Genomic DNA, 12,502 nt, shown 5'->3' with positions numbered 1-12,502 from the left:
GTTAATGAAGTGGCGAGGCCCCCGGGGGCCCCGCGAGAAGCGGGAGACACGTCCGATGAGCAGCGACGGGGGCAGCACGGCCCAGGTCAACGACCCCCAGGTGAAGAGCCTCGCCGCCCAGGGCGGCACGGACCCGACCGCCAGGGTGCCGAAGTACTACGGCCTCAAGCGCCACCTGCTGCAGCTCACCGAGACCCAGCCCGCCGGTACCCCGGTACCGCCCGAGCGGGCACTGGCGGCGCAGTTCGACACCTCGCGCACCACCGTCCGGCAGGCCCTGCAGGAGCTCGTCGTCGAGGGGCGGCTGGAGCGCATCCAGGGCAAGGGCACCTTCGTCGCCAAGCCCAAGGTGGCCCAGGCCCTCCAGCTGACCTCCTACACCGAGGACATGCGCGCCCAGGGGCTGGAGCCCACCTCCCGGCTGATCGAGATCGGCTACATCACCGCCGACGACCGGCTGGCCCCGCTGCTGGACATCAAGCCCGGCGGCCGGGTGCTGCGGATCGAGCGCCTGCGGCTGGCCAACGGCGACCCGATGGCCATCGAGGTGGCCCATCTGTCCGCCAAGCGCTTCCCGGCCCTGCGCCGCAACCTGGCCAAGCACAACTCCCTCTACACGGCCCTGCGCGAGGTCTACGGGGTGACCGTGGCCGAGGCCGAGGAGACCATCGAGACCACCCTGGCCGACCCGCGCGAGGCCGGACTGCTCGGCTCCGACCTCGGCCTGCCGATGCTCCAGCTGTCCCGGCACTCCTTCGACGCCGAGGGCGACCCGGTCGAGTGGGTCCGCTCGATCTACCGGGGCGACCGCTACAAGTTCATCACCCGCCTCCAGCGGCCCGAGCCGGCGTAGCGAACGCGCTCCCGCACCACCCCCACTGCTTCCGGGCCCCGGCGTACGCGCCGGGGCCCGCGGTGTTCCCGGGGCGCGCGGCAGGTCCGGATGGCGGGAATCTGCACCGATCCGGTGACATGGATCACGCGATGCTCTAGATTCCGCATCCATACTGACTGCCGATCACCAGTGGTGCTGCTCGGCGGGCCACGGGGCTGTGCGGTCCCCCGCGGCTGCGGCGCCGGCGAGGTGAGACCCTCCGGAGCGGAGCCGAACCATGTCGTCCGACCTTGACACCGACCGACCTGTCATGCCCGAGCCAGAAGAGCCACCGGGCCACGCGCTGCCGGTCGTGACCCCCGAGCGGGTGCTCGCCGTGCTCGCCCTGCTGGTGCCCATCGTCGCGATGCTCTGGGTGGGCTCGTACGACAAGCTCGACCCCGAGGTCGGCGGCGTCCCCTTCTTCTACTGGTACCAGCTGCTCTGGGTGCCGGCCTCGGCCGTCTTCACGGTCGCGGCCTACCTGCTGATCAACCGCGACGAGAAGGCCCGCCGGGCCGCCCGCGCCGGGACGGCGGGTGAGGTCCGGTGAACGGGGTCAACGTGCCCGCGCTGACGGTCTTCGTCCTCTTCTTCCTGCTGGTCACCGTGATGGGCTTCCTGGCCTCCCGGTGGCGGCGCGCCGACAACGCCCACCACCTGGACGAATGGGGCCTGGGCGGGCGCAGTTTCGGGACCTGGGTCACCTGGTTCCTGCTCGGCGGCGACCTCTACACCGCCTACACCTTCGTGGCCGTGCCGGCCGCGGTCTACGCGACCGGCGCGGCGGGCTTCTTCGCCGTCCCCTACACGATCGTCGCCTACCCGCTGGTCTTCCTCTTCCTCCCCCGGCTCTGGTCGGTCTCCCGGGTGCACGGCTACGTCACCCCCGCCGACTTCGTGCGCGGACGGTACGGCTCCCGGCCGCTGTCGCTGATGGTCGCGCTGACCGGCATCCTCGCCACCATGCCGTACATCGCGCTCCAGCTGGTCGGCATCCAGGCGGTGCTGGACGTGCTGGGCGTCGGCGGCGGCGAGAACGCGAGCTGGTTCGTCAAGGACCTGCCGCTGTTCATCGCCTTCGGGGTGCTCGCCGCGTACACCTACTCCTCCGGGCTGCGCGCGCCGGCGCTGATCGCCTTCGTCAAGGACGCCCTCGTCTACGTGGTGATCATCGTCGCGGTGATCTACATCCCGATCCGGCTCGGCGGCTACGGCCACATCTTCGACGCGGTCGGCGAGAAGTTCGCCGCGCCCAAGTCCGGTGGCTCGCTCACCGTGCCCGAGAACAAGCAGTGGACGTACGCGACGCTGGCGCTCGGCTCGGCGATGGCCCTGTTCATGTACCCGCACTCGGTCACCGGGGTGCTGGCCAGCAAGTCCCGCAACACCGTGCGCCGGAACATGGCGATCATGCCCGCCTACTCGCTGATGCTCGGCCTGCTGGCGCTGCTCGGCTTCATGGCGATCGCGGCGGGCGTCGGCAAGGGCGACAAGGGCTTCAACACCCAGCTCTCGGTGCCGCAGCTGTTCGAGAACATGTTCCCCGACTGGTTCACCGGCGTCGCCTTCGCCGCGATCGGGATCGGCGCGCTGGTGCCCGCCGCGATCATGTCCATCGCGGCGGCGAACCTCTTCACCCGCAACGTCTACAAGGAGTTCCTGCGGCCCGCCGCCACCCCGGCCGACGAGACCCGGGTCGCCAAGCTGGTCTCGCTGCTGGTGAAGGTCGGCGCGCTGGTCTTCGTGCTCGGCATGGACAAGCAGGCGGCGATCAACCTCCAGCTGCTCGGCGGCCTGTGGATCCTGCAGACCTTCGTCTCCATCGTCGGCGGCCTGTTCACCCGCTGGTTCCACCACTGGGCGCTGCTGGCCGGCTGGGCGGCCGGCATGGTCTACGGCACCTGGAAGGCCTACGGCATCGCCAGCCCCAAGACCAAGCACTTCGGCGGGAACGCGGCCGAGATCCCCGGCATCGGCGAGTTCGGCTACATCGGGCTCACCGCCTTCGTCCTCAACCTGCTGGTCGCGGTGGTGCTCACGCTGGTCCTGCGCGCCGTCAAGGCGCCCGACGGGCCGGACGAGACCCGGCCGGGCGACTACAGCGCCGAGAGCGGCGACGTGGAGCCGAAGCACGCGCCGGAGCCCGTGGCAGCGCACTGATACGTGCTGTGCGCGCCCTGTGTTCGCGCCGTCCCCTCCGTCAACACTGGAGGGGACGGCGCGATCATATGTATGAACGGCCGCGTGATTTGGGCACCACACCAGGGCACCAACCAGACCGGACCGACAGTCGGCCGGCAACTGATCGACCCACGGGGAGCGGCGGCAATGGCAGAACTCGGCACCACCCTCAACGGCCAGCACCACCACACCGACGGACGGCACCGGACGGCCGCCCCGCACCGGCCCGCCGGTGCCACCGCGGCCCCCGGCCTGTCCTCCGTCCCCTCCGTCCTGATCGCCACCCGCCACGGCGAGTCCACCGCCAACGTCGAGTTCCAGCTCGCCGAGGCGGCCGGCGCGCTCAGCGTCCCGATCAGCTGCCGGGACGCGGACATCCCGCTCTCGATGCACGGCCAGCAGCAGGCGCAGGCCCTCGGCCGCTGGTGGGCCGGGCTGCCCAGCCACGACCGGCCGCGCAGCGTCTGGTGCTCGCCGTACGTGCGCACCGCCGAGACCGCCCGGATCGCGCTCGCCCAGGCCGCCGGCCTCGGCGCCGTCCCGGTCTCGCTCTCCGTCCGCTACGACGAGCGGCTGCGCGACCGCGAACTCGGCGTCCTGGAGATGCTGACCCGGGCCGCCATCGAGGCCGAGCACCCCGGGGAGGCGGCCCGGCGGCGGAAGATGGGCGAGCTGTACTACCGCCCGCCCGGCGGCGAGTCCTGGGCCGACGTGGCGCTGCGGGTGCGCAGCGTGCTGCGCGACGTCTGTGCCGAGGACGCCGGGCGGCCGGTGCTGCTGATCGCGCACGACTGCACGGTGCTCATGCTCCGCTACGCGCTGGACCGGCTCTCCGAGGAGCAGCTGGTCGCGCTGGAGCCGGTGCGCAACTGCTCCACCAGCCTCTGGCGCGCCGAGGCCGGCCGGCTGCGGCCGGAGCTCTGGAACGGCACCGGGCACCTGGAGCGCGCGGACTGAACGGGGCGGCGGCCGCGGGCCCGGGGTCCGGGCCCGCGGTCGGCCGCGGCCCTCAGGCCCGGACGGCGACCCTGGCGGCGGGCTCGGCGAAGCAGCGCCGGTAGGCCAGCGGCGTGGTGCCCAGCCGGCGGCCGAAGTGGTGCCGCAGGGTGGCCGCGTTGCCGAAGCCGCAGCGGGCGGCGATGGTGTCCACCGGCTCGCTGGTCGACTCCAGCAGCCGCTGGGCGAGCAGCAGCCGCTGCCCGATCAGCCAGCGGTGCGGGGTGGTGCCGGTCTCCTGGTGGAATCGCCGGGCGAAGGTGCGCGGCGACATGTGGACCCGGGCGGCCAGCTGCTCGACGGTCGACTCCTCGTCCAGGTGGTGGCGCATCCAGTCGAGCAGCGGGGCCAGCGAGTCGCCGTCCCCCTCCGGCAACGGCCGGTAGACGAACTGCGCCTGCCCGCCCTCCCGGTGCGGGGCCACCACCATCCGGCGGGCGATGCCCCGGGCCACCTCGGCGCCCTGCACCCGGCGGACCAGGTGCAGACAGGCGTCGATGCCGGCCGCCGTACCGGCGGAGGTGATCACCGGATCGTCGTCCACGTAGAGGACGTCCGGCTCGACCGTGGTCCGCGGGTACCGGGCGGCCAGTTCGGCGCTGTACCGCCAGTGGGTGGTGGAGCGGCGGCCGTCCAGCAGTCCGGCGGCGCCGAGCACGAACGCGCCGCTGCAGATGGACAGCACCCGGGCACCCCGGGCGTGGGCCGCCCGCAGCGCGTCCAGCAGCGGTTCCGGGTACTCCCGGCTGATGGTGGTGGCGGTGACCACCACCAGGTCGGCGGCGGCGATCCGCTCGGGGCCGTGCGGGACGTCGATGGTGAAGCCGGCGTGGGTGCGGTGCGGGCCGGGGCGGGGGCCGGCGATCGCGAAGTCGTAGCCGGGCAGTCCGTCCTCGGTCCGGTCGAGGCCGAACACCTCGCAGGCCACTCCGAGTTCGAAGGGGTGGACCTCTTCCATCACGACCGCGACCACGTTCTTGAGCATGCCGACAGGGTAGCCCCGGCGTTGGCAGTTTTTCGATGCATTCGGGCATTCCTGCCACTCGTCCCGCTCCGGTGCCGACGGGAGAGTGGAGACATGGATTCCGACACGCTCGCCAGCGCACTGGCCCTGCTCGGGACGATCGGGGGATTCGGCCTGCTCGGTGCCCTGATCGGACGCGAGGTGGCCGCGCAGAAGGCCACCGGACGCGACAACTGGCACCGCCAGGGGGGCTACCCCGTCGACCCCGCCCTGCCCGACCGGCTCTACGGCACCATGCCCGCCGCCTCGCTCCGCCCGTCCGCCGACCCCGCCACCGACCCCGCCACCGACCCCGTCCGCACCGCCGCCACCTCCCCCACCGGCGACGATGCCGCACCCCCGCTCACCGTCCTCCCCGGCGGCTCGGGCAGACTGGCCGAATGGACATCGTCATCCGCCCGGCCCGGTCCGAGGAGTTCGAGGAAGCCGGCCGCATAACCGTCGAGGCCTTCGTCGGCGACGGCCACACCGCAGCCGACGGCGACTACGTCCACCGGCTGCGCGACGCGGCCCGCCGGGCCGAGGAGGCCGAACTCCTGGTCGCGGTCGACCCGGCCGCCGGGACCGTGCTCGGCTGCGTCACCTTCGCGGTCGGCGGCACCACCTGGGCGGACATCGCCACCCCCGAGGAGGGCGAGATCCGGATGCTGGCCACCGCGGCGGCCGCCCGCGGGCGCGGCGTCGGCGAGGCCCTGGTCCGCACCGCGCTCGCCCGCAGCCGCGAACTCGGTCTGGCCGGGATGGCCTTCTCCACCCAGCCGGCGATGACCACCGCCCACCGGATCTACGAGCGGGTCGGCTTCGGCCGCGCCCCCGAGCGGGACTGGTCGCCGGTGCCGGGCGTCGATCTGATGGTCTACAGCATGCGGTTCTGAGCGGCCGTCCGGCGCCGGCCGGACGACTGCCGAGGCCAGGGTTGCGATCCACCAGAGGGTATGACGATCGGATTTGGGCGCTGCTAGGATCCGCCGCATGACGACGGGGAACACGCCGGCTGGCTGGTACGACGATCCTTCCGGCCAGGCCAATACGGAGCGCTGGTGGGACGGTTCCGCATGGAGCGGCCGCACCCGGCCCAAGTCCGCGGCCGACGCCGCGACGGTGAGCTCCGGGACCGGCGGCGCCGCCGGCCAGGGCGCGCCGGGCGCGTTCGGCCCCGCCCCCGCGGTCTCCGCGACGCCCACGGTGGTCACGCCCGCCGCGCCGCAGCCGTTCACGCCGACCCCCGTCGTGTTCGAGACCGTCGAGCCCAACACCGGCCGCCGGAAGCTGCTGCTCGGCATCGGCGCCGTCCTGCTCTCCGTGGTCATGGCCGGGGCCGGCTACGTCGTCGGCCACCGGAACACCGACAAGCCCGGTACCCCGCAGGCGGGCGGCAGCGCGGGCCCGACCTCCACCGCCGACCCCAAGAGCCCCAACGGCTTCATGGGAGCGACCTTGACCGGCGGTCAGCAGTTCCCCGGCGGGAAGCAGGTGACCGGCCAGGAGTCGAAGATGAACTTCCTGCTGCCGGCCGACTGGCAGGTCCAGAGCGACGCCAAGAACCCCACCGACGTGCGCTACGCGGTCTCCCCGTACGCCTGCGTCGGCCACGGCAGCGGCGCCTGCACCCGCGGCCTGGTGGTCCAGAACCTCCGGGTCCTCAACGGCGGCTGGGCCGACCCGAAGTCCATGGTCCTCGGCATGGGCCAGCTGCTCTACAACACCCGCTTCGGCTCCGACGCGCCCACGCCGCCCGAGCCGCTGAAGCAGTCCGCCGTCAAGATCCAGGGCATGGACGGCTACCTGGCGCTCTGGCACGTGCCGATGTCCAGCGGCTCCTCGACCCCCGACGCCTACTGCGGCGTCCTGGAGGTGACCCCGGCGGCCGGTGCCACCACCGTGCCGGTCCTGCAGATCTGCCTCGACCAGGCCACCGAGGCCCCGGCCCTGACGCTGATGGACCAGATAGCCAACTCGGTGAAGATCACCCCCTGATCCGGAAACGTCCGGACGAACAGCGTCCGGACGTTCCCCCCAACCCCCCGATGACCCGTCACCGGGGGGTGCCCTTATGCTCACTAGCGGCCATCGGACCCGCCGCCCACACGGCGGGACCACCGGACCCGTCACCCACACGGCGGGGCCGTCGGACCCGCCGCCCACACGGCGGGCACCACGAACGCACCGGCCAGGACGAGGACAACCGCAGCCGCCCCGGTCACGGGACGGCCCACAACGGGGGATTGGGCTGGTGGACTCCACCGACGAACGGACTGCGCCCACCGGCGGCCGACGCGGACGAGGACGCCACAGCAGACTCCTCCCAGAGGCCCCGCACGAGCGGCGCGCGACCCGCAGCCAGTCCCGCAACGCCTCGGCCCGGCGCAACTACCTGGCCTGCGCCGAGGCCACCGGCCCGCTGCGGGACGGCGAGGGCGTCGACACCGTCCGCTACCGAGCCGTCTCCTCGCCCGGCGTCAAGGTCGTGCTGACCCTGCTGGTCGCCCTGAACGCGGTGGCCGGCCTGGTGTTCGTCGGCTGGCTGCTGCTGCCCTCGCACATACCCGGGCCGGGCGTCGGCTGGTCCCCGGACTGGCGGATCAACGTCGCCCGGATCTGCTTCTGCGCCGTGGTCACCGTCGAACTGGTGCGGCTGGTCCAGAACCTCGCGGTCTGGGTGTTCGCCTTCCGCGCCAAGGACCCGATACCCGTCACCGCCCGGCCCGGCCTCAAGGTCGCGGTGCTCACCACCATCGTGCCGTCCAAGGAGCCGATCGAGATCGTCGAGCAGACCCTCGCGGCCATGCTGGAGATCGAGTACGACGGCGAGGTCGACGTCTGGATCCTCGACGAGGGCGACGACGACCGGGTGAAGGCGATGGCCGCCCGGCTCGGCGTGCACCACTTCAGCCGCAAGGGCCGCCCCGAGTACAACCGGACCGAGGGCGAGTTCCGGGCGAAGACCAAGTCCGGCAACCACAACTCCTGGCGGGCCGAGCACGAGCACAAGTACGACGTGGTGGCCCAGATGGACCCGGACCACGTCCCTCTGCCGTGCTTCCTGGAACGCACCCTCGGCTACTTCCGCGACCCCGACACCGCCTTCGTGGTCGCCCCCCAGGTGTACGGCAATATGTACGACAACTGGGTCGCGCACGGCGCCTCCGTGCAGCAGTACCTCTTCTCCGGCCTGGTCGAGCGCGGCGGCAACGGCATGGACGCGCCGCTGCTGATCGGCACCAACCACCTCTACCGGCCCGCCGCCTGGCAGCAGATCGGCGGCTACCAGGACTCGATCATCGAGGACCACCTGACCAGCATGCGGGTGCAGGCCACCGAGAACCCGGCCACCGGGCGCCGCTGGAAGGGCGTCTACACCCCCGACGTGCTGGCCGTGGGCGAGGGCCCGACCTCCTGGACCGACTACTTCAACCAGCAGAAGCGCTGGGCGTTCGGCATCTGGGAGATCCTGCTCAGGACCAGGCTGCGCAAGGGCATCCGGCTGCGCACGCGCCAGCGGGTGCTGTACGGGCTGGTCCAGTTCTACTACCCCAGCGTGGCCGTGACCACCGTCCTCGGCAGCCTCGCCACCGCCGTCTACCTGGCCTGCGGGATCACCTCGATCCAGCTCGACACCGTGCTCTGGACCTCGCTCTGGGGTGCCAGCATGGGCAGCTGGTTCCTGCTCTGGCTCTGGCTGCGGCGCTTCAACCTGGCCGCCCACGAGCGGCGCGAGATCGGCATGGCCGGCATGGGCCTGGCCCTGTTCGCCGGGCCGGTGTACCTCGCGGCCGCGATCGCCGCGCTGCTGCGCCGCCCGCTGGCCTACGCGGTGACCGCCAAGGGCGACCTGCGCAGCGCCGAGCGGCTGTCGACCTTCCGGCTGCACCTGCTGTGGGCCGCCGTCGCGGCCGGGCTGCTCGCCGCGAGCTTCACCCTGCACCACGACATCTGGCTGCTGCGGTTCTGGGCGGGCGTCAGCATGTTCACCGGCATCGCGCCGCCGGTCATCTCCTTCGTCAGCGCGCGCCGGATCGCCCGGGCCGAGCGCCGGGCCGCCGCCGGGCTGCCCGCGCCGCGCCGTGCCGCCGACGCCGACGCCGACCGTGCCGACGCCGACCGTGCCGACGCCGACCGTGCCGATGACGATGTGGACGACGTGGACGACGAGGCCGCCGGACCCGTCGGAGCGGACAAGGACGGAACAGCCGCGGGAGGCCCCGGGACGGGCCCCGAGCGGGAACTCGCGGAGCTGCTGGAGCCGGCCCCGGCCGGCGGCGGCCGGAAGGGCGGCCGCTGATGCTGCGGATCACCGTGCCCCGGATCGTCGGCCTGCTCGCGCTCGCGCTGCTGGCCAGCTACGCCTTCGTGCTGGCGCCGAAGTACAACGCCCGCCACGCGCCCGAGCCGTACGCCTTCTCCGGCAAGGCGCCGACCGCGATGCCGGACTGGCTGGTCGCCGCGCTGGCGGCGCCGGCCCCGACCACCGCCGCGGGCGCCGCGACGCCCGCCGCCACCACCGGCTCCGCGACGCCCGCCGACACCCCCGCCCCCGCTCCCGATCCGACGGCGGGCGGCGAGGAGACGGCCGGCCCCGCCCCGGCCCCCGCCGAACCGGCCCCGGCCCCCTTCCCGGCCCCCGGCGGCGCCTTCATGGGCCTGATGACCAAGGCCGGCCCCTACGACCTCGCCCCGGTCGAGGAGTTCGCCACCGCCGTGAAGCACGACCCGAACGTGCTGGAGTTCTCGGTCGGCTGGTGGGACAAGCGGTTCGACCGCCGGGTCTTCGACACCGTGGCCGAGCGCGGCATCATGCCGATGGTCGCCTGGGAGCCCTGGGACTTCCACAAGGAGTCCAAGGTCGACAAGCTCCGCGGCGAACAGCCCGACTACGCGCTGAGCCGCATCGTCGGCGGCGAGTTCGACCCCTACATCAAGCAGTGGGCGGAGGGCGTCAAGAACCTCGGCTACCCGATCGCCCTGCGCTTCGCCCACGAGATGAACGGCTACTGGTACCCGTGGGCCGAGCAGGCCAACGGCAACCGCCGCGGCCAGTACGTGCAGGCCTGGAAGCACGTCCACGACCTCTTCCGGCAGGCCGGCGCCGACAAGGTGGTCTGGGTGTGGAGCCCGAACATCGACTACGAGAACGCCACCCCGCTGGACTCGCTCTACCCCGGTGACGACTACGTCGACTGGATCGGCCTGTCCGGCTACTACGGCACCGTCGGCCTGGAGAAGTACGCCTCCTTCGAGCAGATCTTCGAGCCGACGCTGAAGAAGCTGCGGGCCTTCAGCCAGAAGCCCGTGGTGATCACCGAGACCGCCGCCACCGACAGCTCCGGCCAGAAGGCCCGCTGGATCACCGAGATGTTCGAGCAGCTGCCCCGGCACCCGGACATCATCGGCCTGATCTGGTACGAGGCCGTCAAGGAGGTCGACTGGCGGGTCACCGCGTCCGGCCCGGCCAGCGCGGCGTACGCCGCCGGAGTCTCCGCGCCCCGGTACGCCGGGCAGTGGACCGTCCGCTCGCAGCCGCTGCTCACCGTGCCGCCGCCCGCACCACCCACCACGCCGCCCGCCGCCACGTCCTCGCCCTCGGCCCCGGCTTCGCCCTCGCCGAGCGCGAAGCCGACCGGCGGCACCGGCACCAAGCCGTCCGGGGGCACCGCCCCGACCCGGAAGCCGACCGCCACCAAGCCCCGGAGCTCCCCGCCGGCCGAGGCCGGCTAGCCCCCGACCGACCGAGGGCCCGTCCGCCCGTGGAAGGCCGCCGGGCACCGGCCGGCCCGCACACCGAACACCAGTACCCCGTTGGGAGGCGAAGAGCATGCTCCGCCCGTTCCTGCCCGGCCCCGGGCGTCCCCGGCCGCGCGCCTGGTGGTGGCTCGCGCCCACCGCCCTGCTGGTGCTCTGCCTGTGCGCCGTGCTGATCCCGCGCGAGAGCGCCCCCTCGACCGCCGCCGTCGCCCCGCCGCCACCCCCGCTGAGCTCCGCCGAGCCGGGCGAGCTGTGCTCCACCGCGCAGAACCGCTACCCCTCGCAGCCGGTGGACTCCGGGCGCTACGTCATCAACCCCAACGAGTGGAACGCCACCGGCGGCCTGTGCGTGCACGGCGGCAACGACAGCGCCGCCTTCACCGTCACCCGCAGCGCCGTCGCCCGCGGCAACCTCACCGACCCGGCCCGCGGCCCCGGCGCCTACCCCCACATCAGCACCCCGCTCGGCAGCGACGGCGTCAGCCCGCTGCCCATCGCCGTCGACAACCTGCGGTACGCCACCAGCACCTGGCGCACCACCCAGGTGGACGGCGGCGTCTGGAACGCCTCCTACGACCTCTGGTACAGCACCACCCGGGGCAGCTGCTCGTTCACCGAGAGTGCCGAGGTGATGATCTGGCTGCGCGGCAACGGCACCTCGCCGTTCGGCAAGCAGTCCGGCGAGCTGCGCAGCGGCGGCCAGGCCTACCGGGTGTACGAGGCGCCGAAGAAGAGCAGCCACACCCTGATCACCTACGAGGCGGCCTCCGCCACCAACGTCGTCACCGACCTCGACCTGCGCGCCTTCACCCGCGACGCGGTCCAGCGCGGCTACGTCCCGGCCGGCTCGTACCTGTGCGCGGTCCAGGCCGGCTTCGAGATCTGGGAGGGCGGCGCGGGCCTCGGCACCGACGCGTTCTCGTTCGAGGTCGCCGCAGGCCGCCCGAGCGGCGCGATCACCTCCGCGGTGCCCGGCTACTGCCTGGACAGCCGGGTGGCCGGCGACCCGGCCGCGGTCGGCGCCGCCACCTGCGACGGCTCCCCGGCGCAGAGCTGGACCATGGGCGAGGACGGCTCGGTCGGCCAGGCCGGACGCTGTCTGGAGGACCCCGACATCGGGTTCCCGGTCCTCACCGGCTGCACTCGCAGACCCGACCAGCGGTGGCGCTCCACCGACGGCGGGCAGCTGCTGAACGAGGACTCCGGGAAGTGTCTGGAGAACCCCGCGACCGGCCCCACGGGCACCGGGAACGGCTCCCAGGTACGGATGCGGCTGTGCGCCGCCAAGCCCGCCCAGGAGTGGCACAGGCCGGTCTGAGGGGCGCCGAAAGCCCCCGCAGCCTATCGCACCCGACCCGCGACACGCAGCGCCGCGACACTACATGTGGGGCTTCGTCGGACGAGCGCCACTAGATGTATGCTCACTCCTGCTGTCGAAGCAGGGGAACCCGGTGTGAATCCGGGACTGCCCCGCAGCGGTGTGCGGCCTCCTCCCGAGGGGGCCCGCGAGTCCGAGTACCTGCCGACAGCGTGCCGGCGCCTCCCCGCAGAGGCCATGCGCACCAGCACCATTTCCGGGCCTCGCGGGCGGGCCGGGGACGAATCGCGAGCGGCGCCCACGGGTCCGCGCGGCGTACTCCCCTGCCCCGAACGGCCCGGCCCCGATACACCGCCGTCGACCG

At 73.0% G+C, this 12,502-nt stretch carries 11 protein-coding genes and 1 riboswitch; of the genes, 10 read left to right on the top strand and 1 reads right to left on the bottom strand.

Features of this window, described 5'->3' with window-relative positions; translation table 11 throughout:
* Positions 1 to 55 precede the first annotated feature (55 nt).
* From OG715_RS26385 to OG715_RS26370, 4 genes are all read left to right on the top strand, one after another.
* Positions 56 to 853 (top strand): GntR family transcriptional regulator, encoded by a 798-nt coding sequence (locus OG715_RS26385; protein WP_266271407.1) that lies wholly within the window; start codon positions 56 to 58, stop codon positions 851 to 853.
* Between the two features lie 292 nt (positions 854 to 1,145).
* Positions 1,146 to 1,427 (top strand): DUF3311 domain-containing protein, encoded by a 282-nt coding sequence (locus OG715_RS26380; RefSeq protein ID WP_266271406.1) that lies wholly within the window; start codon positions 1,146 to 1,148, stop codon positions 1,425 to 1,427.
* On the top strand, positions 1,424 to 3,037 hold the full coding sequence (mctP, locus tag OG715_RS26375; RefSeq protein WP_266271405.1) for a monocarboxylate uptake permease MctP: 1,614 nt from the start codon (positions 1,424 to 1,426) through the stop codon (positions 3,035 to 3,037). The genes OG715_RS26380 and mctP overlap by 4 nt, the downstream gene beginning before the upstream one ends.
* Positions 3,038 to 3,205: 168 nt before the next feature.
* Positions 3,206 to 4,015: a histidine phosphatase family protein gene (locus OG715_RS26370; protein WP_266271404.1), complete on the top strand. Its 810-nt coding sequence runs from the start codon at positions 3,206 to 3,208 to the stop codon at positions 4,013 to 4,015.
* Positions 4,016 to 4,067: 52 nt separating this feature from the next.
* Here the strand turns inward: OG715_RS26370 and OG715_RS26365 are convergent, their stop codons facing one another.
* Positions 4,068 to 5,039: a helix-turn-helix domain-containing protein gene (locus OG715_RS26365; protein WP_030392877.1), complete on the bottom strand. Its 972-nt coding sequence runs from the start codon at positions 5,037 to 5,039 to the stop codon at positions 4,068 to 4,070.
* A gap of 93 nt (positions 5,040 to 5,132) precedes the next feature.
* Between OG715_RS26365 and OG715_RS26360 the strand changes: the two genes are divergently transcribed.
* From OG715_RS26360 to OG715_RS26335, 6 genes are all read left to right on the top strand, one after another.
* Positions 5,133 to 5,516, top strand: coding sequence for a hypothetical protein (locus OG715_RS26360; protein ID WP_266271403.1), 384 nt, complete (start codon positions 5,133 to 5,135; stop codon positions 5,514 to 5,516).
* Positions 5,459 to 5,953: a GNAT family N-acetyltransferase gene (locus tag OG715_RS26355; RefSeq protein WP_266271402.1), complete on the top strand. Its 495-nt coding sequence runs from the start codon at positions 5,459 to 5,461 to the stop codon at positions 5,951 to 5,953. The genes OG715_RS26360 and OG715_RS26355 overlap by 58 nt, the downstream gene beginning before the upstream one ends.
* A gap of 97 nt (positions 5,954 to 6,050) precedes the next feature.
* Positions 6,051 to 7,055: a DUF2510 domain-containing protein gene (locus OG715_RS26350; RefSeq protein WP_266271400.1), complete on the top strand. Its 1,005-nt coding sequence runs from the start codon at positions 6,051 to 6,053 to the stop codon at positions 7,053 to 7,055.
* A 256-nt stretch (positions 7,056 to 7,311) separates the two neighbouring features.
* Positions 7,312 to 9,360: a glycosyltransferase family 2 protein gene (locus tag OG715_RS26345; protein ID WP_266271399.1), complete on the top strand. Its 2,049-nt coding sequence runs from the start codon at positions 7,312 to 7,314 to the stop codon at positions 9,358 to 9,360.
* Complete coding sequence (locus tag OG715_RS26340; RefSeq protein WP_266271398.1) at positions 9,360 to 10,793, top strand: glycoside hydrolase family 26 protein; 1,434 nt, start codon at positions 9,360 to 9,362, stop codon at positions 10,791 to 10,793. Before OG715_RS26345 ends, OG715_RS26340 begins: the two co-directional genes overlap by 1 nt.
* A gap of 97 nt (positions 10,794 to 10,890) precedes the next feature.
* Complete coding sequence (locus tag OG715_RS26335; protein ID WP_266271397.1) at positions 10,891 to 12,138, top strand: GH12 family glycosyl hydrolase domain-containing protein; 1,248 nt, start codon at positions 10,891 to 10,893, stop codon at positions 12,136 to 12,138.
* A gap of 61 nt (positions 12,139 to 12,199) precedes the next feature.
* Positions 12,200 to 12,361, top strand: a riboswitch (cobalamin riboswitch).
* Positions 12,362 to 12,502: the final 141 nt, after the last annotated feature.

The organism is Kitasatospora purpeofusca (genome assembly GCF_036010405.1).
In the GTDB taxonomy this organism is placed as follows: domain Bacteria; phylum Actinomycetota; class Actinomycetes; order Streptomycetales; family Streptomycetaceae; genus Kitasatospora; species Kitasatospora purpeofusca.
The sequence above is the reverse complement of the archived record's forward strand: the minus strand, read 5'-3'. Positions and strand labels throughout refer to the sequence as shown.

Coding starts and splice junctions, on each gene's coding strand:
- OG715_RS26385 (WP_266271407.1), top strand. CDS start 56: ATGAGCAGCGACGGGGGCAGCACGGCCCAGGTCAACGACCCCCAGGTG.
- OG715_RS26380 (WP_266271406.1), top strand. CDS start 1,146: ATGCCCGAGCCAGAAGAGCCACCGGGCCACGCGCTGCCGGTCGTGACC.
- OG715_RS26370 (WP_266271404.1), top strand. CDS start 3,206: ATGGCAGAACTCGGCACCACCCTCAACGGCCAGCACCACCACACCGAC.
- OG715_RS26365 (WP_030392877.1), bottom strand. CDS start 5,039: ATGCTCAAGAACGTGGTCGCGGTCGTGATGGAAGAGGTCCACCCCTTC.
- OG715_RS26360 (WP_266271403.1), top strand. CDS start 5,133: ATGGATTCCGACACGCTCGCCAGCGCACTGGCCCTGCTCGGGACGATC.
- OG715_RS26355 (WP_266271402.1), top strand. CDS start 5,459: ATGGACATCGTCATCCGCCCGGCCCGGTCCGAGGAGTTCGAGGAAGCC.
- OG715_RS26350 (WP_266271400.1), top strand. CDS start 6,051: ATGACGACGGGGAACACGCCGGCTGGCTGGTACGACGATCCTTCCGGC.
- OG715_RS26340 (WP_266271398.1), top strand. CDS start 9,360: ATGCTGCGGATCACCGTGCCCCGGATCGTCGGCCTGCTCGCGCTCGCG.
- OG715_RS26335 (WP_266271397.1), top strand. CDS start 10,891: ATGCTCCGCCCGTTCCTGCCCGGCCCCGGGCGTCCCCGGCCGCGCGCC.